This window comes from Lysinibacillus capsici, assembly GCF_003367505.1.
Lineage (GTDB): Bacteria > Bacillota > Bacilli > Bacillales_A > Planococcaceae > Lysinibacillus > Lysinibacillus capsici.
The window spans coordinates 1-23,442 of the sequence record NZ_PXXX01000017.1 but is presented as its reverse complement, the minus strand read 5'-3'; the positions used below and the strand labels follow the sequence as shown (position 1 = coordinate 23,442).

At 36.5% G+C, this 23,442-nt stretch carries 28 protein-coding genes; 1 reads left to right on the top strand and 27 read right to left on the bottom strand.

The annotated features are described in order from the left end of the window. Positions 1–8: 8 nt before the first annotated feature. The 16 genes from C7B89_RS15445 to metG form a co-directional block, all read right to left on the bottom strand. Complete coding sequence (locus C7B89_RS15445; protein ID WP_016993788.1) at positions 9–236, bottom strand: anti-sigma-F factor Fin; 228 nt, start codon at positions 234–236, stop codon at positions 9–11. 241 nt (positions 237–477) lie between these two features. Then, complete coding sequence (gene pth, locus C7B89_RS15440; RefSeq protein ID WP_016993791.1) at positions 478–1,044, bottom strand: aminoacyl-tRNA hydrolase; 567 nt, start codon at positions 1,042–1,044, stop codon at positions 478–480. Positions 1,045–1,190: 146 nt separating this feature from the next. Next, positions 1,191–1,787 carry a 50S ribosomal protein L25/general stress protein Ctc gene (locus C7B89_RS15435; RefSeq protein WP_115674068.1) on the bottom strand — a complete coding sequence of 199 codons (597 nt, stop codon included), beginning with the start codon at positions 1,785–1,787 and terminating at the stop codon, positions 1,191–1,193. Positions 1,788–2,040: 253 nt separating this feature from the next. Next, on the bottom strand, positions 2,041–3,000 hold the full coding sequence (locus tag C7B89_RS15430; protein ID WP_004229183.1) for a ribose-phosphate diphosphokinase: 960 nt from the start codon (positions 2,998–3,000) through the stop codon (positions 2,041–2,043). Positions 3,001–3,024: 24 nt separating this feature from the next. Continuing rightward, positions 3,025–4,395: a bifunctional UDP-N-acetylglucosamine diphosphorylase/glucosamine-1-phosphate N-acetyltransferase GlmU gene (gene glmU / locus C7B89_RS15425; protein ID WP_103117249.1), complete on the bottom strand. Its 1,371-nt coding sequence runs from the start codon at positions 4,393–4,395 to the stop codon at positions 3,025–3,027. Between the two features lie 261 nt (positions 4,396–4,656). Further along, complete coding sequence (gene spoVG / locus C7B89_RS15420; protein WP_048395448.1) at positions 4,657–4,959, bottom strand: septation regulator SpoVG; 303 nt, start codon at positions 4,957–4,959, stop codon at positions 4,657–4,659. 222 nt (positions 4,960–5,181) lie between these two features. Next, complete coding sequence (locus C7B89_RS15415) at positions 5,182–5,556, bottom strand: RidA family protein (protein ID WP_004229189.1); 375 nt, start codon at positions 5,554–5,556, stop codon at positions 5,182–5,184. Beyond that, on the bottom strand, positions 5,553–6,386 hold the full coding sequence (gene purR, locus C7B89_RS15410; RefSeq protein WP_004229190.1) for a pur operon repressor: 834 nt from the start codon (positions 6,384–6,386) through the stop codon (positions 5,553–5,555). Before purR ends, C7B89_RS15415 begins: the two co-directional genes overlap by 4 nt. A gap of 56 nt (positions 6,387–6,442) precedes the next feature. Continuing rightward, on the bottom strand, positions 6,443–7,309 hold the full coding sequence (ispE, locus tag C7B89_RS15405; RefSeq protein ID WP_048395447.1) for a 4-(cytidine 5'-diphospho)-2-C-methyl-D-erythritol kinase: 867 nt from the start codon (positions 7,307–7,309) through the stop codon (positions 6,443–6,445). Positions 7,310–7,529: 220 nt separating this feature from the next. Then, on the bottom strand, positions 7,530–7,709 hold the full coding sequence (locus tag C7B89_RS15400; protein ID WP_004229193.1) for a small, acid-soluble spore protein, alpha/beta type: 180 nt from the start codon (positions 7,707–7,709) through the stop codon (positions 7,530–7,532). Positions 7,710–7,822: 113 nt separating this feature from the next. Further along, a complete protein-coding gene (gene veg / locus C7B89_RS15395) occupies positions 7,823–8,083 on the bottom strand; it encodes a biofilm formation stimulator Veg (RefSeq protein WP_004229199.1) in 261 nt (86 codons plus the stop codon). Positions 8,084–8,238: 155 nt separating this feature from the next. Then, positions 8,239–9,120 (bottom strand): 16S rRNA (adenine(1518)-N(6)/adenine(1519)-N(6))-dimethyltransferase RsmA, encoded by an 882-nt coding sequence (gene rsmA / locus C7B89_RS15390; RefSeq protein WP_048395444.1) that lies wholly within the window; start codon positions 9,118–9,120, stop codon positions 8,239–8,241. Next, positions 9,113–9,679: a ribonuclease M5 gene (gene rnmV / locus C7B89_RS15385; protein ID WP_048395443.1), complete on the bottom strand. Its 567-nt coding sequence runs from the start codon at positions 9,677–9,679 to the stop codon at positions 9,113–9,115. The genes rsmA and rnmV overlap by 8 nt, the downstream gene beginning before the upstream one ends. 220 nt (positions 9,680–9,899) lie before the next feature. Continuing rightward, complete coding sequence (locus tag C7B89_RS15380) at positions 9,900–11,111, bottom strand: G5 and 3D domain-containing protein (RefSeq protein ID WP_048395441.1); 1,212 nt, start codon at positions 11,109–11,111, stop codon at positions 9,900–9,902. A gap of 135 nt (positions 11,112–11,246) precedes the next feature. Continuing rightward, the gene (locus tag C7B89_RS15375; RefSeq protein WP_048395439.1) at positions 11,247–12,017 is read right to left on the bottom strand and encodes a TatD family hydrolase; all 771 of its coding nucleotides are present in this window, start codon (positions 12,015–12,017) and stop codon (positions 11,247–11,249) included. A gap of 253 nt (positions 12,018–12,270) precedes the next feature. Continuing rightward, positions 12,271–14,262 carry a methionine--tRNA ligase gene (gene metG / locus C7B89_RS15370; RefSeq protein ID WP_369700629.1) on the bottom strand — a complete coding sequence of 664 codons (1,992 nt, stop codon included), beginning with the start codon at positions 14,260–14,262 and terminating at the stop codon, positions 12,271–12,273. 334 nt (positions 14,263–14,596) lie between these two features. Between metG and C7B89_RS15365 the strand changes: the two genes are divergently transcribed. After that, positions 14,597–14,875: an AbrB/MazE/SpoVT family DNA-binding domain-containing protein gene (locus tag C7B89_RS15365; protein WP_004229214.1), complete on the top strand. Its 279-nt coding sequence runs from the start codon at positions 14,597–14,599 to the stop codon at positions 14,873–14,875. Positions 14,876–15,105: 230 nt separating this feature from the next. Here C7B89_RS15365 and rsmI read toward each other — a convergent pair whose 3' ends face one another. The 11 genes from rsmI to C7B89_RS15310 form a co-directional block, all read right to left on the bottom strand. Next, positions 15,106–15,981, bottom strand: coding sequence for a 16S rRNA (cytidine(1402)-2'-O)-methyltransferase (rsmI, locus tag C7B89_RS15360; RefSeq protein ID WP_054548596.1), 876 nt, complete (start codon positions 15,979–15,981; stop codon positions 15,106–15,108). Then, complete coding sequence (locus tag C7B89_RS15355) at positions 15,978–16,241, bottom strand: GIY-YIG nuclease family protein (protein ID WP_004229219.1); 264 nt, start codon at positions 16,239–16,241, stop codon at positions 15,978–15,980. Before C7B89_RS15355 ends, rsmI begins: the two co-directional genes overlap by 4 nt. Beyond that, positions 16,225–16,974 (bottom strand): tRNA1(Val) (adenine(37)-N6)-methyltransferase, encoded by a 750-nt coding sequence (locus C7B89_RS15350; protein WP_054548597.1) that lies wholly within the window; start codon positions 16,972–16,974, stop codon positions 16,225–16,227. The genes C7B89_RS15355 and C7B89_RS15350 overlap by 17 nt, the downstream gene beginning before the upstream one ends. Before the next feature lie 63 nt (positions 16,975–17,037). Beyond that, complete coding sequence (yabA, locus tag C7B89_RS15345) at positions 17,038–17,394, bottom strand: DNA replication initiation control protein YabA (RefSeq protein WP_004229222.1); 357 nt, start codon at positions 17,392–17,394, stop codon at positions 17,038–17,040. Positions 17,395–17,421: 27 nt separating this feature from the next. After that, positions 17,422–18,237 (bottom strand): PSP1 domain-containing protein, encoded by an 816-nt coding sequence (locus C7B89_RS15340; RefSeq protein ID WP_048395431.1) that lies wholly within the window; start codon positions 18,235–18,237, stop codon positions 17,422–17,424. Beyond that, positions 18,230–19,234 carry a DNA polymerase III subunit delta' gene (gene holB / locus C7B89_RS15335; protein ID WP_054548598.1) on the bottom strand — a complete coding sequence of 335 codons (1,005 nt, stop codon included), beginning with the start codon at positions 19,232–19,234 and terminating at the stop codon, positions 18,230–18,232. The genes C7B89_RS15340 and holB overlap by 8 nt, the downstream gene beginning before the upstream one ends. A gap of 143 nt (positions 19,235–19,377) precedes the next feature. Next, positions 19,378–19,818 carry a YaaR family protein gene (locus C7B89_RS15330; protein ID WP_004229228.1) on the bottom strand — a complete coding sequence of 147 codons (441 nt, stop codon included), beginning with the start codon at positions 19,816–19,818 and terminating at the stop codon, positions 19,378–19,380. 109 nt (positions 19,819–19,927) lie between these two features. After that, entirely contained in the window at positions 19,928–20,257 is a 330-nt protein-coding gene (locus C7B89_RS15325; RefSeq protein ID WP_004229230.1) for a cyclic-di-AMP receptor, read from the bottom strand. A gap of 277 nt (positions 20,258–20,534) precedes the next feature. Beyond that, complete coding sequence (gene tmk / locus C7B89_RS15320; protein ID WP_115674067.1) at positions 20,535–21,164, bottom strand: dTMP kinase; 630 nt, start codon at positions 21,162–21,164, stop codon at positions 20,535–20,537. Between the two features lie 17 nt (positions 21,165–21,181). Continuing rightward, a complete protein-coding gene (locus C7B89_RS15315; protein ID WP_463518852.1) occupies positions 21,182–22,606 on the bottom strand; it encodes an aminotransferase class I/II-fold pyridoxal phosphate-dependent enzyme in 1,425 nt (474 codons plus the stop codon). Positions 22,607–22,884: 278 nt separating this feature from the next. After that, positions 22,885–23,322, bottom strand: a complete 438-nt coding sequence (locus C7B89_RS15310) for an SRPBCC domain-containing protein (RefSeq protein ID WP_115674065.1) — start codon at positions 23,320–23,322, stop codon at positions 22,885–22,887. Positions 23,323–23,442 lie beyond the last annotated feature (120 nt).

Here is a 23,442-nt window from a genome sequence, read left to right as displayed (position 1 = left end):
CCTTCCAATTATTGAATCCATTTATTGAGTGCGTGATAATCTGGATATTGTCTCAGCGAATCCTCACATTGCTCACAAATGCAGTGCACAGTCGTTTGACCATGTTGATCTTTCTCAACATAATCATCCGCTTCTCCCAATTCGAAAATATGCAACTTTCGAATTGTATCATCTGCATCAAATGGTAGTGTCCCTATTTCTACTTCACAATGCCGACATCGATAGCGAACTGACATCTCCAAATCATCCTCCTTTAAGCAACTTTCTACTTAAAGTATAGACATTTATAAAAAGGATTATGCACTTTTCACTGTCATCCTCATTGCAATAACTTGAAAATTAGAGAATTAATTTTTACCTGTAGCTAAGACTATTCACTACAAATATTAGCTGTAATAATAGTGTAAGGCAGTTCATTACTCACCTTACACCATGCCAATTATCCAAAAACTTTAACAGAAATTTTATTACTTCCATCTATTTGCTTGCGTTAAAGTGATTCATCACATCAAGAAACGGCTTTGAAAGAGATGCTTCAACAGCGTTTACAGAATTTACAATGGCGTCTTGCATAAGAACTTGGTCTTCCTTCGAAAATTTAGCTAAGACATAGTCTGCTACCTTCATGCCCGCTGGCGGGCGATTAATGCCCACTCGAATACGATTAAATTCCTGAGTGCCTAAATGTTGAATTAATGATTTAATGCCGTTATGACCACCTGCACTCCCTTTTTGTCGCAGACGTAATTTACCTGTCTCTAAATCCAAGTCATCATAAATGACAATTAAATCTTCTACCTCTATGTCAAAATAGTCCATTAGAGGACCAACACATTCCCCTGATAAATTCATATATGTTAATGGTTTAACAAGTAGAACCTTTCCTTCTGGTCGATGTACAGTTGTGTACATCCCGTTAAATTTTGAATTTGTTAAAGGTGTTCCCCATTTTTCTGCTAACGCATCAATAACATCAAAGCCAATATTATGTCTTGTATGCTCATAAGGTTTACCTGGGTTTCCTAAACCAACGATAATTTTCATAAGTACCTCTCTTCTTTCAAATCTAATAGTCATTATTTTACCATATAGCACGCCTAGAAAGCATTTTGTACAATTGTTAAAAGGCATAAAAAATAAGGCTAACAAGAAAGCTATAGCTTTCTTATTAGCCTTAAGCGTATTTACTTTTATACTGACTCTTGCCCTTCTTCATTTTCTATAGTCTCTTCCTCTACAGAAACAGGCGCCACAATGGTTACTAACATATAATCATCTTCACTAATAATTTCAACAGGTGTAGCATCGCGAATATCTGCTACTGTTAGGGATTCCCCAATTTTCAACGATGAAATGTCCACATCAATTGATTCGGGTAACTCTGTTGGCTTTACTTTAACTTTTAATTCTAAGTTAGGCTGCATTAAAATACCGCCCTCACTCACACCAACTGACTGTCCAAGTAATTTAATCGGGACATCAGCTTCTAGCTCTTCTGCCATATTAATGGCTAAAAAGTCAATATGATTTACTTCATCTTTCAATGAACATTGCTGAATCTCCGACACAACAGCATTCACCTTTTTCCCCTCTAACTCTAGCGAAAACACACTATTTTGCCCATTTTTTTGAATGGACTTTTTAAAATCTTTTGCAGCAATAGAAATTGGGGTTGAATCTACTTTGTAGCCGTAAATAACTGCAGGAATGGCTCCCCCTTTTCTAAGTTGGGTTAATGTTGAACGATGCCCAGTTTCGCGCTTTGTAACACTTAATACTGTACTCATACTTCTTTATTCCCCTTCCAAGAAAATTATTTACGCCTCAACAATAATTCGTTGTAGGCTATGATAATACTTAGCTCTATTTGTTTAAGGTAGAGTAAATATTATTAAGACACATTATTATTATACCCCTTTGTGAGAAGGCTCACACATAAAACACTCATCTATTTCTTCGTCTTGATGAAATAGTGTCCAATTTATATAGAAAAGACCAATCTACTCAAAGAGTAGATTGGTCTTATACTTACAATATTTATTAATCAAATAGAGTACTTACAGATTTATTTTCATAAACGCGAGAGATAGCATCCGCCATTAATTTAGCTACAGAAAGCTCTGTAATTTTTGGAGATTTTTTCTCGTCTGAAAGCTGAATTGTATTTGTCACCACTAATTCTTTAATAGCAGAGTTTTCAATACGTTCAATTGCTGGACCAGATAATACAGGGTGTGAACAGCAAGCGTAAACTTCTTTTGCACCAGCAGCACGTAACGCATCTGCCCCAATTGTAATTGTACCTGCTGTATCAATAATATCATCAATCAAGATTGCCACTTTACCATCAACATTACCAACAATGTTCATCACTTCCGCAACGTTTGGTTTCGGACGACGTTTGTCAATAATTGCAATCGGTGCTTTTAATCGTTCAGCCATTTTACGAGCACGTGTTACCCCACCATGATCTGGTGAAACAATAACGATCTCATCTCCTGGAATACCTTTAGATTTGAAGTAATCAGATAGTAATGGTACTGCCATTAAGTGGTCGATTAGGATATCGAAGAAACCTTGGATTTGAGGTGCGTGTAAATCTAATACGATAACACGTGTTGCACCAGCAGTTTCAAGTAGGTTTGCCACTAATTTAGCTGTAATTGGCTCGCGCGCTTTTGCTTTACGATCTTGGCGTGCATAACCATAATAAGGCATTACAACGTTTACTGTACGAGCAGATGCACGTTTAACTGCATCTACCATAATTAAAAGCTCCATTAAATGTTCGTTTACAGGTGCAGAAGTAGACTGCACGATAAACACATCACAACCTCGAATACTTTCTTCAATGCTAATTTGAATCTCTCCATCACTGAAGTGCTTAACAGAAGATTTACCTAATTCTACGCCCATTTCCTGCGCAATTTCTTGAGCTAATGGATTATTAGAGTTAAGTGAAAATATTTTTAATTGTGAGTTTGCATAATGATACGGCATGATGGCCTCCTGTTTAGTTGATAATTATTTTGAATTTAATTTGCTTACATAATTCGGTTTGTTTTCTTGTCTTGCACGAGCTATGGCAAGTGCATCTTCAGGAACTTCTTTTGTAATTGTAGAACCTGCTGCAATAAATGAACCTTTTCCAACTTTCACTGGCGCTACTAAGTTAGTATTACATCCTACAAATACATCATCTTCAATAATTGTTTTGAACTTGTTTTTTCCATCATAGTTTACTGTAATGGAACCACAACCAATATTGACGTTACTACCGATCTCAGCATCGCCAATATAACTTAAATGTGAAACTTTCGAGCCGTTATCTAGCTTGCTTTTCTTCACTTCTACAAAGTTACCAATTTTGACATGACTACCGATGTCTGAAAGTGGTCGAATATGAGCAAATGGCCCAATAGCAGTATCCTCTGCAATAGCGCTTTCACGGACAACTGAAGAATGTATAGTTGTACGATCACCAACGCGGCTATCTATGATTTGAGTGTTTGGCCCGATAATGCAATCTTCACCGATCACAGTAGCACCTTCAATCATTGAGCCAGGTTGAATCACCGTATCACGCCCAATAACTGCATCTGCACTAATATGCGTTGTTTCAGGATGGATAATTGTTACACCATTCCGCATATGCTTCTCGTTGATTCTTGTACGCATTAATGTCTCGGCTTGTGATAAAGCCACGCGATCGTTAACACCTAGTGTTTCTTCAAAATCATCAGTGACATATGCTTCAACAATATCACCTTGCTTTTGTAAAATTTCAATGACATCTGGTAAATAGTATTCACCTTGAGCATTATCATTTTTCACAAGCTTCAATGTTTCAAATAATAATTTGTTATCAAAGCAATATGTGCCTGTGTTTATTTCTTTTACTAATTGCTGCTCTGCTGAAGCATCCTTTTGTTCAACAATTTGCTCCACCTGTCCGTTACTGCCACGTAATATACGGCCATAGCCAGTTGGATTTTCAGCAATTGCAGTTAAAATAGTTGCTTTAGCATTCTTTGCTTGATGATGTTCGAATAGAGCTTGCATCGTTTCAGGACGAATTAGTGGTGTATCTCCACATACAACTAATGTTGTACCTTCTTCATTACCTAAAATGGCCTCTGCTTGTTGCACAGCGTGCGCTGTACCTAGTTGTTCAGCCTGCAGCACATACTCACTTTTATCACCAAGCTGTTGTTGCACTTTTTCAGCACCATGTCCGACAACCGTTACAATGCGATTCACATCTAACGTCTGAATATGATCCACCACATGTTGTACCATTGGTTTCCCACATACTGGATGGAGCACTTTATATAATTTGGACTTCATACGTGTACCTTGACCTGCAGCCAAAATGACAGCAAAAATATTGCTCATCTGTAAGTCCTCCAATACGCTCATTTTCTCTTATGACTATATAGCAAAATTCATCTATTTTCAAGGCATGTAGAGTTGACAAAAACATGAATTCCTAAATCCAATGCACCTTATGCTCGAATGTCATGAAGTATATCCTGAAATTGCTCATATTATCTTTTTATCAAAATAAAAAGAACCCTTCCAACTAGAAGAGTTCTTCCTATCTTTTTTACCGTAAGTTTGTAACATATCCTTAAAAAGTAAGTTATTTACTATTTATTACACACCGATTCCCTCTAATTCTTCTTCTTTACCAGCTTCCTCTATTTCACTAGAGTTATGATACTCGTTTAAAATGATCTCCTGAATTTTATTTCGAGTATCAGAATTAATTGGATGAGCAATATCTCTAAATTCCCCATCTGGTGTTCGTTTACTAGGCATAGCTACAAATAAACCAGTATTTCCATCAATGACACGAATATCGTGAACAACAAACTCATTATCAAGTGTAATGGAAGCAATCGCACGCATGCGACCATCCGTCTGTACCCGACGTAATCTCACATCAGTAACTTCCATTTTCTCACCACCTCTCTTCTTGGATGCCTAAATGAAAATATTATATTCTCAATTACCGAATATTTTCCTTTTCATAGTCTATCAAATTTTCTAAAAAATTTGAATACTTATTAGAATAATATTTTTTCTTATATACGTAATTTTTGACAATTGTTTGTCGGCGTAAAAAAACCCACTAAAAAGAATAAAGATTCTCTTTAGTGAGCTTAATAAGTTTTTTATTTATTTTACGATTGCGATTACTTCGATTTCTACTTTTACATCTTTCGGAAGACGGGCTACCTCTACAGCTGAACGAGCTGGTTTATGATCACCGAAATGATTTGCATAAACTTCATTCATCGCTACAAAGTCATTCATATCTTTCATAAAGACCGTTGTTTTCACAACATTATCTAAAGAAGTTCCAGCTTCCGCTAAAACAGCTTTTAAATTAGCAAATACTTGATTTGTTTGTACAGTTATATCGCCTTCCACTAAATCACCTGTAGCTGTTAATGGAATTTGACCAGAGCTATAAAACATACCGTTAACAATAATACCTTGTGAATATGGTCCGATTGCTGCTGGTGCATTTGTTGTTGCTACTACTTTCATTTGTCATGTCCCCTTTTAGAAAAATAGTTACCTTCACTTAATGCAATTGTTCGATCTTTTTCATTAACTTCATGAAGCTTTACAAGTGAATAATAATCATCTACTAATGTTTCGTCCGCATGCTCAGCCTCCACAAGCACTGCAATGCCTGCTAGCTGACAGTCAAACTCTTCTAAGAGATTTTTCATGCCATTCATAGTACCGCCGACCTTCATAAAGTCGTCAGTAATTAATACACGTTGTCCACTCTTCATGCTTCTTTTTGATAATACCATTGTCTGAATTCTTCTGGAAGAACCAGATACATAGTTAATGCTTACTGTAGAACCTTCTGTTACTTTACTATCTCTTCTCACAACAACCACTGGTACATTTAAATGTCTTGCAATGGCATGAGCGATGGATATCCCTTTAGTTGCTACTGTCATTATGACATCGATTTGTTGATCTGCAAAGGCCGAAGCAAAGACCTTTCCTACACGATTAATTAAATCTGGGTTTCCAAGCAAGTCTGTCATAAATAAGTAACCACCTGGTAACAATCGATCTGAATGTTCTAGCTCTGCTTTTAAATCTTGAATCACTAAACGTACTTCAGCCTCGGACATTTTCGGAATATACTTTACTCCTCCTGCAGCACCCGGCACTGTCATCAATAACCCGATTCCTTTTTCTTCGAATGTTTCTTTTACAATCGTTAAATCTTCACTAATGGATGACTTAGCAGATTGATATAGTTCTGAAAAATAAGTTAGCGGGATCAGCTGATGTGGATGTTCTAGTAAGTAGTACGTCATATCAACTAGTCGTTCACTACGCTTCCATTTCATGCGACCCTCTCCTAAACACGAATATTTATAGGTAAAATTAACACAAATTTGCGTTTCTAAGCAAGCGTATTTCGCTCACCCAAAATTCGTACTGCATAAACTTCCTCACAAAAACCACGTAAACCATTATAAATGCGACTTACACGAGCTTCACTATCCACTAGCCCAAATACAGTTGGACCGCTTCCACTCATTAGCGTGGCATCTGCCCCAAAGCGCTTCATTTGTTCCTTTAACATCACAACTTCTGGGTGTAGCTTAAATGTTACAGTTTCCAAAACATTTCCTAATGAAGAACATAATAGCTCATAATCTTTTGTCTCTATAGCTTGTATCATCTGCTGTGTATTGGGGTGTTGCAGTCCTTCAACCTTAAGACCCCCATAAACTTCTGCTGTCGACACACCAATTTTAGGCTTAGCTAGTACAACCCAACAATTAGGTGGAGCTGGTAATTCCTTTATTTTTTCGCCTCGTCCTGTAGCGAGTGCCGTGCCTCCGTAAACACAAAACGAAACATCCGAACCAATTTTAGCACCAAGTTCCGCTAATTCATCTATTGATAAACCTAAATCCCACAGTTCATTTAGCCCTTTTAATGTTGCAGCTGCATCACTACTACCTCCTGCGAGTCCTGCTGCTATGGGGATTTCCTTTTCAATCGTAATGGATACACCTTGTCTAATGCCATATGTATCTTTAATGAGACGCGCTGCCTGATAAGCAAAATTACGATGGTCATTTGGTACAAAATTATCTGTTGAAATTATTTGAATAACACCATCTTCTCGAGATTCAAGACTGATACGATCAGCTAAATCGACTGTTGTCATAACCATCTCCACTTCGTGAAAATTATCCGGTCTTTTATAAAGTACATCTAATGTTAAATTAATTTTTGCAGGCGCCTTTACATAAAGCATCTTTCTTCCTCCTTATAGCTACACGTATAAACAGTTCTTTTTTTCGCGCAAGATTATTCATTTTATTTTACCATATTGAGAATACGAAAATGGAAAAAAAGAACCGTTTACCCTATTCGGAGTAACGGCTCTCTCTCGTCAGTTGTATTTGTTGTGTCAGTAAGGATTTTCATCCCTGCTGAATGAAACTTTATAAGATGACTATTTTAGCAAAAACAGTCTACTTACGCTCTTGCTCACTACTTGCCCGTTCTGCCATTTCTATGGCACGTTTGACCATATTACCAGCATCACGAGCTTTTATGCCGCCCCAGCCTTCCTTTTGCACAACATCATAAAATCCAAGTTCTTTTGCGATCTCTTCTTTTAAACGAGGTGACATGATACCTTTTCTAGGCATATAAACTCCTCCTTTAACAACTGACGAATTTAGTATGCCCGTGAAAACGCAAAACACTCATGTATTTTTAATATACATGAGTGTTTCTAAAATATAGAAATAAGTACTAGAAACTATTTTGCGACAGCAGCCTTTGCTTCGTCTAAAAATGTAATCTCTACTGCTTCAGTTAAAATATCTGTGTAGCTATACGATACGCGCTTGCACGTATTGTCTTCTTGATCGAGCTCTACTACAAAGATGGCGCGATATGTCTCACGTAGTATCCCTGCACACTCAACCGTTTTCTTGCGACCACCGTTTGCTTTTAATTGCAAACGTTTACCCAAATGACAATCCAACGACTTTTTAATGTCCGCTAAAGTTTTTGGCATTTTCGCTTACACCTCACTAATAACAAGTATAAGCTAATGGCCCAAAAATGTCAACAAAATATAATATTTTATCAGCCTCTTATAAATCTTGTCAACTTATTTTTTATAAAAAAATATATTTTTTTACATATCCGAAAAATTGTTAACAAAAATTTTTACTTTGCAAATACAGGATGCAGTGCATCAGCTAATTTCCCAAACTCTTGAATTGAAAGTGTTTCTCCACGGCGAGTTGGCTCAATATTTGCTAACTCTAATGCCTGTAAAATTTGATCCTTTTGTGCCTTTCCATTAGGTAAACCAGATTGCAGGTTATTATAGATTGTTTTTCTTCGCTGTACGAATGAAGCACGCGTTACAACAAATAAAAAATCCTCATCTATTACTTTTACTGGTGGTTCCTCATGCTTAATAAGGCGAATTACTGCAGAGTCGACGTTAGGTTGCGGCATGAAAACGGTTTTTGGCACTGTCATCGCAATATCTGCTTTCACGTAATATTGTATTGCAATTGATAAAGAACCATATTCTTTCGTCCCTGGCTTAGCTGTTATACGGTCTGCTACCTCTTTCTGCATCATCACAACAAAACCACGGATCGGTAATCGGTCATTGAGTAACTTCAGTAAAATTGGGGTCGTTACATAATACGGTAAATTTGCTACAACCATAATATCATCAATACCTGGCATCTCATCTGCAATTACTTTCTCCACATCTGCCTTAAGTATGTCAGAGTGAATAATAGACACATTATTATATGGACTAAGCGTATCTTCTAGTACAGGTAATAAACGTTGGTCAATTTCAAAGGAAACTACCTTTTTAGCGCTTCTCGCCAAATGCTCAGTTAATGCCCCAATCCCAGGACCAACTTCAATTGCGCCACTATTCTCAGTTAAATTGGCGTGACTCACTATATTTCTTAAAATGTTCGGGTCAATTAAGAAGTTTTGACCTAAACTTTTTTTAAATGAAAAACCATACTTTTTTAATATTTCTTGTGTTCGAATTGGTGTAGCAATATCCTTATGCATCATTTTCCTCCTGATCTAACTGTGCGATAGCCGCACCAAATTGCTCCTCTGTAATCTGAAACATTTTCAATCTTTTATGAAGTTGTTTACCATTTGTAGCACCTATATTTAAAATTTCCCCTAGTCTATCACGACGCTGCTTTGATTGTGGATGTCCAATTAAACGAGCAGTCATTAAATCTTCCAGTGTAATTACCGCTTCGTTTAGCAACTCATGTGTAGGGGTATAGACATGTTGTAGTGCTTCACGTATATCCTCATCAGCAGCATGCTCAATCCCTAACCCTTTACCGTTTTTAGCGATCGTTTTCGCTTTTGGTAAAAAGGCATGCTTCACCCCTTTTACACGCTCCTCGATAATGGCGCGTATTCGACGTCCTGGATAGTCTGGATCAGTAAATACGATAACTCCACGTTTTTCTTGGGCGTGCTGAATTCGCTTTAACGTTTCTTCAGAAATTGCAGATCCATTCGTTTCTATAGTATCTGCTTGTACAGCACGTTTAATAGCTGTCGTATCATCTTTTCCTTCAACAACAATAATTTCTTTAATTTGCAAAAAGGCTCCTCTTTTCTATCTACCTTATCTTCTGACCATTTTACAACTGCTCTATACGATTTGTACAGGAATACAAGGTTCAGATGAGCTTATCTTATTCAACTTTCTCTCTACATACCTACAACATCATTTGCTAAAAAAATAATAAAGAAGCCTTCCCGCCAGTCAAAACAGGAAAGCTCCATTTGTGAAAAACATTTTGATTAATTTTACAATTTTTTTAATTTAATACTTTAACGCGCACTTTCTTACGTCCCCAGTTACGTGCTTGGGCATCTGTTTGTACAAGTATGTCAATCTTATTACCCTTAATTGACCCACCAGTATCCCCAGCTATAGCAGTTCCATAGCCTTCTACCCAAACCTTTGATCCTAACTTAATAACAGAAGGGTCAACTGCGATCACCTTCAAGCCAGAATTTGAACGTAGGTTTATACCAGTTGCTGATGTACCAGTACAACCGTTGCAATATGGTGTATATGCTGTTGCCGTTACATAAAATTCTTTTCCGTTAGTAGGCTCTGCTGAACCACGTGACACAGTTGCTGCACTTGCAACAATTGTTTTTGTGCCTACAGCAACCACTTGTTTCTTCGGCTCTTTTAAAACTTTCTCAGATTGTAGGTTTTTTGCCACAACCTTACCGTTTTCTTTGACAACCTCATACGTACGAGAAATCGAACCCTTCTCGCCCGTTGCTACTACTTTTTGTTTCCCCTTTTGCAATGAAGCATCCTGCTTCTTTTCAACTGCGAAATCTAAAGAGTCTTCCACTACATCGATAACCTTTTCTACGCGAACTACTGTGATTTTACTCTCCGGAGTAATAACGTTCTCCAGGTTATTTTCGACACGATCGAATTCATTTAGCTGAATTCCTTGTTGTTTTAAAAAGTTAGCGACCGTAGTCGAAGTGGACCATACTTGTCTTTTATTTACGCCATCGACAAGCGCTACTTGAAACGCTTTTTGAATATCGATTTTGTTTTCTGCTCCTAGTTCAGTATCTAGACCTTGCGCTAAAGAGTCATGTTCAGATACTTTAATATTTGCTTCCTTCAAAATGTCCTTCACAAGTGTTTCAGTTGTCCAAACTTTTGACTGATTTCCATCAACTGAAATAGTTACTTCTTTTGCCTGTTCCCATGTAATTGCTAATCCATTAACAATTTTGGTGTTCAGAGAGGGTGAAATTTTGTCATGCTCTGCTATATCTATATTTTGATTTTGTAATAATTGTTCTACAGTTTTGGCATGTGTTGATACTTCGATTGTTTCTCCATTTGCTTCAAGCTTAACGGATTTTTTCGTACCTTGATAAAGCACGAAAGAGATTACAGACACAAACAGGACAAGTGAGATAATTCTTATCACTGTTTGCTTACTCCTCAATGATCCTAAGAACAAGTTTTTCATGGAATTATTTGACATGAAAAAACGCCTCCTTAATACAAGGTTGGATTATACGGACTAGTTTTGGCACTGTCAACCCGAAAGTATTTCTCTGAAAATTGACTTCTTGTTTTTTGCCAACCACAAACCCTGTATTGGAGGCATCTAAGCTAGTTAATTGTCAATCCCAAAAAAATTTTTCGCATTGGCTGTAGTTGCTTGTGCAATTTCCTCAATTGTCAACCCTTTCAAACGTGCGATTTCCTCAGCAACTAAAGGCACGAAAGCGGGTTCATTGCGCTTACCTCGATGTGGATGTGGAGCTAAATAAGGAGCGTCTGTTTCAATCATCAAATGCTCAAGAGCTATTTCTGTAGCTACTTCCTTTGGTAGACGTGCATTTTTAAATGTCACTGGTCCCCCAAGACTAATCATAAAATTCATTGCTATACATTCACGCGCTGTTTCTACACTTCCACTAAAGCAGTGCATAACACCCCCTACGGATGCAGCATTTTCTTCACGTAAAATTTGTACAACATCACCTGTTGCATCCCTATTATGAATAACGATTGGTAAATTGATCTTTTGAGCTAATTGAATTTGCTTGCGAAAAAGTTCCTGTTGAACGTCTTTTGGAGACTTATCCCAATAGTAGTCCAATCCCGTTTCACCAATGCCAACTATTTTTGGATGTGAAGCTAATTGCTCAATCCACTCTAAATCTTGTTGAGTACAATCAATAGCGTCTACTGGATGCCAGCCAATGACACCGTAAACAAAATCATATTGCTCTATTAATTGCATTGTTCTCTCAATGGTTTTACGGTCGAAACCAATAACTACCATTCGTTCTACTTTAGCTTCAAGAGCTCTATCAATCACTTCTTGAAGATCTTCCTCATACTGATCTGCGTTTAAATGTACGTGTGTATCTATAAACATCTTCATTCTCCTAACATTGATTTTATTAAAATTTATTATTTCATATTTTTCGTGATCATTACAATTTCATTACAAACTATTCGACATTGTGACATTCCACTTAATCGACATTACCACAAGTAGTTCTTCGGGCCCATAAAACCAAGTTTTTCACGCATCGTAAATTATATCAAAATAATTTAATCCCGATTTCTCTAACAGATTTGAAAAGCCTGCTGAATAATTCATATTCAGCAGGCCTTCCTTAAGTTCATTACTTTACTTTTGCACCATTTTCAAGTTTAGGATCAACTGATGCTAATTTTAAAATTCCATCTTTCTCACCAGCTAAAATCATTCCTTGTGATATTTCACCACGTAATTTTACTGGTTTTAAATTTGCTACGACAATCACTTTTTGACCTATTAAATCATCTGGTGTATAAAATTTCGCAATACCTGAAACTACTTGACGTTGCTCATATCCTAGATCAACTTGTAGCTTTAATAATTTATCTGCTTTCGGAACAGTTTCACATGCAGTCACAGTAGCTACACGCAAATCAACTTTCATAAAATCATCAATAGTAATTTCAGGAATTTCTGGATTTTCTTCAGTTTTTGCTACCTTTTTAATTTCTTCATCCTGTGGTGTTTTCACAGACCCACGCATTTCCTCACGAATATAAGTAATCTCAACCTCATTTTCTAAGCGTGGGAAAATCGGTATCCCTTTTTCTACCACTTTAATGTTTGCTGGAATAGTATTGCCGAATGTTGCAATTGTATCCCATGCTAAGAATTTGTCATCTAATCCTAACTGATCGATCATACGTTTAGGAGTTGTTGTCATAAATGGTTGCAACATGACAGCGATTTGGTGTAAGCTTTCTGCCAAATTTCGCATAACTGCACCTAATTTTGGCTTGTCTGACTCTTCCTTTGCTAACACCCATGGTTGTGTCTCATCTATATACTTATTTGTGCGTGAAACAAGCGTCCATAAGTCAGCAAGAACGACACTAAATTGCATTTTTTCCATACTTTCTTCATATTTAATACGTACCGACTCAGCTTGCTCTTTTAAAGCTGCATCAAATTCTGTCGGTTGAAGATTTTCTGTCGGAATAATACCTTCAAAATATTTATTAATCATTGAAATTGTACGATTTAATAAGTTCCCTAAATCATTAGCCAGATCAAAGTTTGTACGTTCAATAAATGATTCTGGTGAAAATACCCCATCAGAGCCAAATGGTAATTCTCGTAATAGGAAATAACGTGTCGCATCTAGACCATAACGCTCGATTAACATTTCAGGATAAATTACATTGCCTTTTGATTTAGACATTTTACCGTCTTTCATCATAATAAAACCATGAGCAAATACCTTTTTCGGTAATGGCAAATCTAATGCCATTAAGAAGATTGGCCAATAAATCGTGTGGAAACGAACAATATCCTTGCCAACTACATGTACATCTGCTGGCCAATATTTATTGAATAATGATTCATCTTCTGATAGATAACCTAAGGCTGTAATATAATTCGTTAATGCATCAACCCATACATAAATAACATGCTTTGGATCTCCTGGTACTTTAATTCCCCAGTCGAAGGATGTTCTTGATACCGATAAATCCTCTAGCCCTGGTTTAATGAAGTTGTTAATCATTTCATTTTTTCGTGATTCTGGCTCAATGAATTCAAGGTTCTCTTCATAATAAGCTAATAAACGATCTGCATATTTCTTCATATTAAAGAAGTACGATTCTTCTTTAACCTTATGCACCGGACGACCACAATCAGGACAGTTCCCGTCAACTAGTTGAGTCTCAGTAAAGAATGATTCACACGGTGTACAGTACCAGCCTTCATATTCACCTTTATAGATATCACCATTATCTAAAAACTTTTGGAAAATCTTTTCGACAGCTTTCGTATGTCGATCCTGCGTTGTTTGAATAAAGTCATCATAAGAAATATCCATTAAACCCCAAAGTTTTTTCGCAGCATCGGCAATTTCATTTACATAATCTTGAGGATGTTTACCCGCTTCAGCTGCTTTTTCTTGAATTTTTTGGCCATGTTCGTCCATTCCTGTTAAAAAGCGTACATCATAACCTTTTAAACGTTTATAGCGTGCAATAGTATCAGATGCTACTGTTGTATATGCCGTACCAATATGAAATTTCCCACTTGGATAGTAAATGGGTGTTGTTATATAGAATGTTTTTTGTTGTTCACTCACAAGAACTGCCTCCATTGTTTTACAATATACTTTCTATTCTAACGAAGTACGAAATTCGTTTCAATGAAAGTTTATTAAACGCGAAAATTGTCGAATAATATATTTAATCCATTAAATGACTTAAATAAGAACCTTTTTTACTATTAACAAAAATATTTATTAAAAACCTTTTAAAAAAATTAAAATACCTGCATTCTTCTCAAAAATTTTTTTTAAAAACCATAATATTAGTGCATTAATTAATTGACGTTTATGGCATTACTTGGTATGATAACTATCAGACAAAGAAATAATGTCGAAATTTGACGAAATACCAATATAACTTTTATAAATTAGGAGGAAATCTATTATGAAATCAACAGGGATTGTTCGTAAAGTCGATGAGTTAGGTCGTGTAGTAATTCCTATCGAGTTACGCCGTACGCTAGGTATTGCTGAAAAGGACGCTTTAGAAATCTATGTGGATGATGATAAAATCATCTTAAAAAAATATATGCCTAATATGACATGTGCTGTTACTGGTGAAGTTTCAGATGATAACTTCCGTCTAGTTGGAGGCAAATTAATTTTAAGTCCAGAAGGCGCAGAAATGTTAGTTAAAGAAATTCAATCTAACTTAAAAAAATAATTAGTTTCTCACCTAAATCAAAACAGTGATTTAGGTGTTTCTGTTTATTAATATAACCAATTTCTTAACCCCTTATAATGTCCATGTCAGACCTTTCTATTTAAGGTTACTATTATTTACAATTATTATCAATTTAAAATTGTGTCTCAAAATTATTACTTTTCAACTTATAAGTTTCGGCGTCATTTACTAAATAAAAAAGAGCTACCTAATAAGGTAACTCTTTACTATTATTCACTATGATATTCATTATAAACATCTCGCTTTGCCACTTGCCTTAACTTAGCTACTTCTTTAATGGCTTCTTTTGAAGATACATTCGATTGATTGATAATGAAATCAACATGTTCAACAATGGACATGTTTTGCCAATAGGCTTCTTCATGATCTTCCTCTTCTACACAGCTATTACCTTCAAGAACAATACAAAACTCTCCTCGTATTTCTTCAGTTTGTGACCATTCTACAGCTTCAGACAAAGTACCTCGTAAAAACTCTTCAAACTTCTTTGTCAGCTCTCGAGCTAAAACAATACGACGTTCCCCGAGTATAGCTTCCATATCTTTTAATGTATCCTTTAAGCGATGTGGTGCCTCATATAGTAAAATCGTTTCTTGGCGTTTTTTTAATTGTTCTAATTGCTGGCGACGTTCCTTTTTTCCGCGATTCAAAAATCCATAAAAGAAAAATGGCTGTGGCGATAACCCAGATGCAATTAATGCTGAAATTGCTGCATTAGGCCCTGGCACTGGTACAACAGTAAAGTTTTGGGCAATTGCTTTTTCCACTATATCTGCACCTGGATCAGAAATACAAGGTAAACCTGCATCACTTACTAATGCAATTGTTTTTCCTTCTTGTAGTAATGTTAATAATTTTTCTCCACCTACGGCTATATTATGCTCATGGTAGCTGATTAGTGGTGTGTCAATCTCAAAGTAGTTACACAGCTTTTTGGTGTTTCTAGTATCTTCTGCAGCGATAATATCTGCTTCTTTTAAAATGCGAAGTGCACGCACACTCATATCCTCTAAATTACCAATAGGTGTTCCTACCAGATATAAACAACCTGTCTGATCGTGTATTGTACTTTTTTGTGATTTCACGATTCACCCCTCCTTATATAATTAATTTTCTGTGTTCTTGTTAATTGCTTAAAGGCATATTCAGCACGCATTGCTTCTTGCTTTGTCTCGAATATTTCTTTGTAAATACATTTCACTGGACCTCTAGCTCTTGTATATTTTGCTCCTTTACCAGCGTTATGTACAGCAACACGTTTTTCTATATTATTTGTATACCCTGCATAAAGAGTTTGATCAGCACACTCTAACACATAAAAGTAGTGATTATTGCTCTTTTCCATAAAGAATTTCTCTCACTTCTGTCGTGTATTCATTATTGGCATCATAAACATACAACGGCGGCAGAATTTTTAAATCAGGCTTTCCATCTTTTATTCCTTCTATTAATAATGTATTAGCCTCTTTCCCTTCTTTCGGATAAATGAGCTGCATCCGTTTAGGCTCTAAGCGATTTGCTCGCATAGCTGTCACAATATCTAATAATCGCCCAGGTCGGTGAACAAATGCGGCCTTGCCCCCTTGCTTTAATAATTTACTTGCGGATTGAATCGCTTCTTCCAATGTTAAATACAATTCATGGCGTGCAATGGCATGATGCTCACTAAGATTTTTATCACTCGCTTCATGTGCTAAAAAATAGGGTGGATTACAGGTAACCACATCATACTTTTCAATGCCAAGTTGTTTTGGTATTTCTTTAACATCTCCAAGAATCATTTGAATTTGCTGTTCTAGCTGATTGTAACGGATACTTCTCTCTGCCATCTCAAATAAACGTGGCTGAATTTCTACGCCTGTTATCTGTCCCTTTGTACGTGCACTTAAAAAAAGTGGAATCACACCATTTCCTGAGCATAAATCAACGATTTTTCCCTTATGATAAGGAATACTGACAAATTTCGAAAGCAATACTGCATCTAATGAGAACGAAAAGACAGAGGGACTTTGAATAATACGTAAATTCTCAGCCAACAAATAATCTAACCGCTCGTCACCTTTTAGCCATTTTTCCATGCTTACTCCTCCTACGCTACAAAACAAAAGACTGACACCACCGTAGCGGGAATCAGCCTTTTATTACACATTTTGTTTATTTAAAAATGATAGACAGAACAGACAATCCTCACCCTTACGTGAACTTCCAAAATGAACATGGCAAACATGGAAGCCCTCTTGGTAGAGGCGAGCTAAGTTATCATATCCCTCACCAATATCTAGCGGACTCTCTTTCTTTACTTCAGCAGCTTGTACGGAGTTTGTATTAGAAAGTAGTTCTTCTAGACGTGTACGTAGGTGATGATTTTCTGTTTCAAGCGCCTTATGCTCTTCCATCATTAACGCTACAAATTGTTTCAATGCACCAAATTGCTCCTGCATTGCTTCGAGCTGTTGTTCGAACTCCATAACGGTATCTAAGAAATTACGGTCCTTCACCCAAGCCACCTCGTTAAATTCTCTATCTTAAATAAGATTTTTTTCGCATGCTAGCAGTTCTTCTAGTGTATACTCAACTGTGCGTTCCTGCTCATGTAAATATACTTGAATAAGTCTTTCCAGCACATTTAGCCCTACTACTTTCCCACGGCCATCTGGTGTCATTGTTATCTCACCAACATCTGGCATGCCCTCTTTTGCTTCTTCATATTCATCATTTTCATACTTTAAGCAACACATTAAACGTCCACAAAGGCCAGATATTTTTGAAGGATTTAATGATAGGTTTTGATCTTTAGCCATTTTAATCGAAACGGGCTCAAAATCACCCAAAAATGTGGAACAACAAAGCATTCTACCACATGGACCGATACCACCTAAAAGCTTGGCTTCATCACGCACACCAATTTGACGAAGTTCAATACGTGTTCTAAAAACCGAGGCTAAATCTTTTACTAGATCCCTAAAATCAACTCGTCCTTCAGCTGTAAAGTAAAAAATAATTTTATTACGATCAAATGTATATTCAACATCTACAAGTTTCATTTCTAAATTATGCTCTATAATTTTAGTACTAGCGAGCTCAAATGCACGCTTTGATTCCGCTGCATTTTCCTCTACTTGTATACGATCACGATCATCTGCTGGTCTAAGTACTTGTTTTAGTGGTAATACAACATCATTATCACCCACAACTTTTTGAGGGACAACTACTTTTCCATACTCTACACCGCGGGCTGTCTCTACAATAACATATTGACTATCCTCTAGTAGAAATGATGCCGGATCAAAATAATATATTTTACCCGCCTTTTTAAAGCGGACTCCTACTACATTATACAAATGTATATCCCTCCTGCAGATTTAGCATTAACTGCTCCATCAATAACGTCCTATTCATGTTACGCTGTAAAGAGGCGCGTGCTTGTAAAATAGATTCCATCTGATTTGATAATCTTTCATAAGTGGAATATAACGCAACTTCTTTAAATAGTGGTAACATGTCTGGATAAGTACAAGCTGCCTCGGGATTAGCTTTTATTGACACTATATCACGGTAAGCAAATAGTAGTAAATCCAATGCTTGCTCCATCTCGCTTTTTTCTTTAAAGTGAGGCAACCACTCTTCATGCACAATAAGCAATGCTTCGTGTACATTTTGCCGAATAGCCTCTACTAATTTTAACACTGTTTTTCGAGCGAGTGCAAACTGCTCATCATTTGCTAAAAAAATCGCTGTTTCGAGCTCATTTGTCATCATGCTTACTGTTGAGGCCATTGAATATGAAATATTATTTTCCTGTAAATGCTTCAACAAAACATGACGTGGCATTTTTTGAAATTTGATATGTTGACAACGAGAACGGATAGTTGGAAGAATTGACTGCATTTGCTCAGTTAGTAATATGGCAGTTACTTCTCCTTCTGGCTCCTCTAAAAATTTAAGTATCATATTTGCAGAGGCTGTATTAAGACGGTCTGCATGATGAAGCACATAAATCTTACGTCCTTCTTCTACACCCACCATTTTCATTTCTCCGATTAGTTCTCGCATCTGATCAATTTTTATGAATTGACCATCTGGATAAATTTGATGAATATTTGGATGATTTCCCGAATCTACACGTTTGCAATTTCGACATGTTTCACATGGAACATTTCCACTTGGTTGCTCACATAACATTAATTTGACAAAAAAGTGCATAATATCTGCCTTGCCTGTCCCTTTTTCGCCATCAAAAATATATGCATGTGCTAATCTATTCTTGTCAAATATTGTTTGAAGCTGCTTCATTACGACTGGTTGCAGTGTGAGTAGCTCTTCAACATTCTTGGCCATACATTTAAATTCCTTCCTGTCTCTACAACAAAAGGTGATACTTTCTTGCACTCTTGTAAAGATTACAGTTGTTTACTTTATGGCGAGTAGCCACATCAACATTTGAAAAAAGCCCGCGCCTAAATGAGAACGAGACACGGGTTTTACATATATAAATTAATTAGTAAGCCTTTAATTTCACCGATTTTATCAAGAAGATCTATTGCTTCTTTTTCTTCGTCTAAGAGATCCTGTGCAAGCTCGACAAGACGTGTATCAATGGTTTCAATGATTTTCAAACGTCTTCCTTCACCAAAACGATTCCAGGTATGTGATTGTTTTAACTCCATACCATGTTCTACTGTCTCTTGTAGAAATCGTTTAACAAGCATTTTAAACCTAGCAAGTTCTCGTAAATTACGTGATCTAGCTACTCGGTCCCCTGCAGTAGATATATCTCCTAACAAACGCGTGAGTTGTTCTGTTTGCAGCTTATTACCTTGCTTGACGACCATATCTCCAAATCGGTTATTTTGATTATTATTTTGTAGTGGCTCTTTGCGATTTGTATTTAACCCGACACGTATATCTTGATTAATCTTCAAGCTGGTTTCGCCCCCACAATTTTCATCTATTTCTCCTACGCATAATCAATTTTAAATAAAATGTTTAATAGTAACAAATAATCAATGATTTAGCTTCGGAGGCTACTTTTTAAAAATGATGGAATTGTTCAATCGGTAAAACAAATACGGTAGCTCCTCCCACCTCTACCTCCACAGGGTAAGGTATATAGGAATCAGCATTTCCTCCTAACGGAGAAACGGGTGCAACCATTTGCTCTCTTGCCCGACAATTATCCCGAATAATATCTAAAAGTTTGGGTATGAGAGAGTCTTCAGTTCCTATAAGAAATGTCGTATTTCCTGAACGTAAAAATCCTCCTGTGCTCGCTAATTTAGTTGCGCGAAACTGATTTTTCGTTAAAGCATTTGATAAGCGGCTGCTATCCTGATCTTGCACTACAGCTACGACTAACTTCATTCGCACTCACCCCTTTTATAAAATTCACCTAGATAGATTTCAATTCTATTCTTAATCTTAGTTCATCTGTTGAACTTGAGGAACATCATCATATTGATACAAAAACTCTATAAGAAAGTTTTAAAAGAGACATCTACAAGGTTCCCTAAACACATAATGTATCTTACACGAAGGTGTGTCTGACCTAATAGGTACTTCGACAAATGTTGCCCTCCTAGTGAAGATAAATTAATGGATAGTATCATTATATCACATTGTTGTAGACAACTTCATGCATTTACTGCATTGCTTCCAATAATAATAACCATACATCTTCCACAACATTTTCAATATCTTGATCTGCATTGACTACACGTATTCGCTCTGGATACTGCTCTACTAATTGTAAATATCCTTCACGTACCTTCTGATGAAACGGTAAGCTTTCAACATCTAAGCGGTTTACTTCCCGATTGCCAGATGCATGAATACGCGCTAAGCCAACCTCTGGAGCAAGATCAAATAGTATGGTCACGTCAGGTAATTTCTTCCCAATAGCAAATTCATTAATAGAAAGTACCTCATTGACACCTATACCTCTTGCATATCCTTGATAAGCTAAAGAGGAATCAATAAAACGGTCACATATCACTAACTTCCCTGCATCTAAGGCAGGACGTACTTTCTCAAAATAATGCTGGCTTCTTGCTGCAGCATATAACAATGCTTCTGTTCGTTCATCCATAGCAGTATGTGCAGGATTCAAAATAATCGTTCTTATTTTTTCTGCAATCTCAATTCCACCTGGTTCTCTTGTTGCTAGAACTTCAATATTATTTTTTGTTAATCGCTCTGCTATCATTTGAATGACCGTTGTTTTTCCTGCTCCCTCTGGTCCTTCAAATGTAATAAATAAATTGCTATTCATGCTGTTATTGCCTCCAACTATTTAATAACCTGAATCATTTTTTCTGCTAAACGATGATTCCCCTGGAATGTTGCACCTGCTGCTAGTAGCTCTTCCAATTGACTTAACTTAGCTACTGTTATTCTTTCTCCTGGTACTAATAATGGTATACCAGGTGGATAAGGAATGATCATATTCGCTGAAATTCGCCCCATTGTACGCATATATGGTAACCATTCTTTCTCTAATGATGCAACCTCATTAAAGGTATATATAGGCTCAGTAATCGGTACAAAATGATAGGCTGTTTGAGAAGCCGTCATGCTATCTGTTTTAGCTGTATTTAATAGCGTTGTTATGGCCTCTTTTATACGAACCCTGATTTCAGCAAATGGGTAGGTATGTCCCTGCTTCAGCAAAGGTAACACAAATAAAACCTGATTGGCATCTGCAAGTTCCCCATATACATGCTTTGCCTCTAATGCCTCCTGTAATTGAAAGCCACTATAACCATTAACACGTAGCAATACTTTAAGTGGATCATCTACTTCAATTACTTCTAATGATCCAATTGCTCGTAATGCATCTACCCATTGATTCTTTTTTTCTATTATATATGCCCCATCACTCTCCATATATGTCTGTACATAATAGCGAGCATCATCCAATGATGCTAATAATAAGTAAGATGGACTACTAGATTGTAACATGCGTAAGTAATGATGTATTTTGTCAGCCTCTATCAATGCCGACTTAACATGCATAAAAGAGGCCATCGTCATAGCAGGTAAAGTTTTATGAGCTGATTGAACAACAACGTCTGCACCAAGTGTCAATGCGGATGGCTGAAATAGCGTACATGCATTAAAATGAGCGCCATGTGCTTCATCCACCAATACAGGTATTCCCTTCTCATGACAATAAACAATTTGTTGCTGTATTTCATTCGAAGTCATCCCATAATAAGTAGGATATGTTAAAACTACTGCTTTCGCCTCTGAATAATTTTCTACGGCTTCTTTTAAATCTCTATAAGTTACATGTGTCGCCGACATTGTCCGCTCATCCCATAGCGGCGACACAAAAATTGGCTTAGCCCCAACAAGTTCAATAGCATGGAAAATTGATTTATGTGCATTACGCTGAACAATAATGGTATCTCCTTTGTTACAAGTAGCATAAATCATTGCTAAATTTCCAACAGTAGACCCTCCTACTAAAAAGAAACTCTTCGTTGCTCCATATGTATCTGCCAATAAATTCTCGGCTTCTAATATCATTTCCTCAGGGTAATGTAGATCATCTAATCCAGATAATTCAGTTACATCATAACGCATAACATCTTTAAATGCTTGCGGAAGGTGAGACAGTTCACCATGCTTATGACCTGGGACATGAAAAGAAATATTTTGTTGCTGTCGAAAACGTTCTAACCCTTCTATAATTGGTTTTTTCTTATGCAAAACATACACCCATTTTCGTTAGATTCTCCTTTAATTATACGAAATTATAAGGACAGAAAAAAGCTATCCCTCCGCATGGAAATCCACTTTTTATTTAGTAACAAACCTTTTCATCAAAGTTAATCACAGCTTGATGTCATTATCGTTGACGCCTCACTCAAAAAAAGAGTCATCTATACCTAAACCATCATTTTTGTAGCAATAAGAGTTGCTTATTAAAATAAAACCGATTATTGCTGTTATCTGTAATAATCGGTTCACCACTTATTTTCATATAACTAGTCTTGTAATGTTTGAATGGCCATTGCTTCCACTAATTGCTCAATCAACCCAGGTACAAAATTATCTAATACTGGATTCATCATTCCTGCTAAAAATCCACTTGCTTTCATTGTTAAATTACCAGTCAGTTGTGGTGATTCATTTTGATTTTGTAAGATTTCAAAAGAACCATTACCATTTATAGGATCAGATAAACCCTCTAATTCAAACTGTATTTGATGAGCATCTGATTTGTTTACTTTAAGTTTTACTTTAACAGCTTTCTGAATTATACCAAAGTCTCCTTGGAAGACCCAGATCATATCGTCTTCATTTAGTAATTCGTGATGTAAGTAACCTGGTATTAAAACAGCCCATTGTTCTTTATTATGAATAAAACCCTCTAATTTATTTTTCTGTACATTGATTACCTTACTATATTGTCCTGTTGCCATTCCATTGCACCCCTTTGAATATTTTGATCACTCTATTAAACTTTAACATTTTCTAGATTTCAAAACATACAAAAAAACCACTGATTTCTCAGTGGTTACTTTTTGCCTAGCGACGTCCTA

Bases quoted from the DNA above. Each gene is read 5' to 3' on its own strand.
- C7B89_RS15445 (WP_016993788.1), bottom strand. From the start codon at position 236: ATGTCAGTTCGCTATCGATGTCGGCATTGTGAAGTAGAAATAGGGACA.
- pth (WP_016993791.1), bottom strand. From the start codon at position 1,044: ATGAAAATTATCGTTGGTTTAGGAAACCCAGGTAAACCTTATGAGCAT.
- C7B89_RS15435 (WP_115674068.1), bottom strand. From the start codon at position 1,787: ATGAGTACAGTATTAAGTGTTACAAAGCGCGAAACTGGGCATCGTTCA.
- C7B89_RS15430 (WP_004229183.1), bottom strand. From the start codon at position 3,000: ATGCCGTATCATTATGCAAACTCACAATTAAAAATATTTTCACTTAAC.
- glmU (WP_103117249.1), bottom strand. From the start codon at position 4,395: ATGAGCAATATTTTTGCTGTCATTTTGGCTGCAGGTCAAGGTACACGT.
- spoVG (WP_048395448.1), bottom strand. From the start codon at position 4,959: ATGGAAGTTACTGATGTGAGATTACGTCGGGTACAGACGGATGGTCGC.
- C7B89_RS15415 (WP_004229189.1), bottom strand. From the start codon at position 5,556: ATGAAAGTAGTAGCAACAACAAATGCACCAGCAGCAATCGGACCATAT.
- purR (WP_004229190.1), bottom strand. From the start codon at position 6,386: ATGAAATGGAAGCGTAGTGAACGACTAGTTGATATGACGTACTACTTA.
- ispE (WP_048395447.1), bottom strand. From the start codon at position 7,309: ATGCTTTATGTAAAGGCGCCTGCAAAAATTAATTTAACATTAGATGTA.
- C7B89_RS15400 (WP_004229193.1), bottom strand. From the start codon at position 7,709: ATGCCTAGAAAAGGTATCATGTCACCTCGTTTAAAAGAAGAGATCGCA.
- veg (WP_004229199.1), bottom strand. From the start codon at position 8,083: ATGCCAAAAACTTTAGCGGACATTAAAAAGTCGTTGGATTGTCATTTG.
- rsmA (WP_048395444.1), bottom strand. From the start codon at position 9,120: ATGCATAAGGATATTGCTACACCAATTCGAACACAAGAAATATTAAAA.
- C7B89_RS15380 (WP_048395441.1), bottom strand. From the start codon at position 11,111: ATGTCAAATAATTCCATGAAAAACTTGTTCTTAGGATCATTGAGGAGT.
- C7B89_RS15375 (WP_048395439.1), bottom strand. From the start codon at position 12,017: ATGTTTATAGATACACACGTACATTTAAACGCAGATCAGTATGAGGAA.
- metG (WP_369700629.1), bottom strand. From the start codon at position 14,262: ATGGAGGCAGTTCTTGTGAGTGAACAACAAAAAACATTCTATATAACA.
- C7B89_RS15365 (WP_004229214.1), top strand. From the start codon at position 14,597: ATGAAATCAACAGGGATTGTTCGTAAAGTCGATGAGTTAGGTCGTGTA.
- C7B89_RS15355 (WP_004229219.1), bottom strand. From the start codon at position 16,241: ATGGAAAAGAGCAATAATCACTACTTTTATGTGTTAGAGTGTGCTGAT.
- C7B89_RS15350 (WP_054548597.1), bottom strand. From the start codon at position 16,974: ATGGAAAAATGGCTAAAAGGTGACGAGCGGTTAGATTATTTGTTGGCT.
- holB (WP_054548598.1), bottom strand. From the start codon at position 19,234: ATGGCCAAGAATGTTGAAGAGCTACTCACACTGCAACCAGTCGTAATG.
- C7B89_RS15325 (WP_004229230.1), bottom strand. From the start codon at position 20,257: ATGAAGTTAGTCGTAGCTGTAGTGCAAGATCAGGATAGCAGCCGCTTA.
- tmk (WP_115674067.1), bottom strand. From the start codon at position 21,164: ATGAATAGCAATTTATTTATTACATTTGAAGGACCAGAGGGAGCAGGA.
- C7B89_RS15310 (WP_115674065.1), bottom strand. From the start codon at position 23,322: ATGGCAACAGGACAATATAGTAAGGTAATCAATGTACAGAAAAATAAA.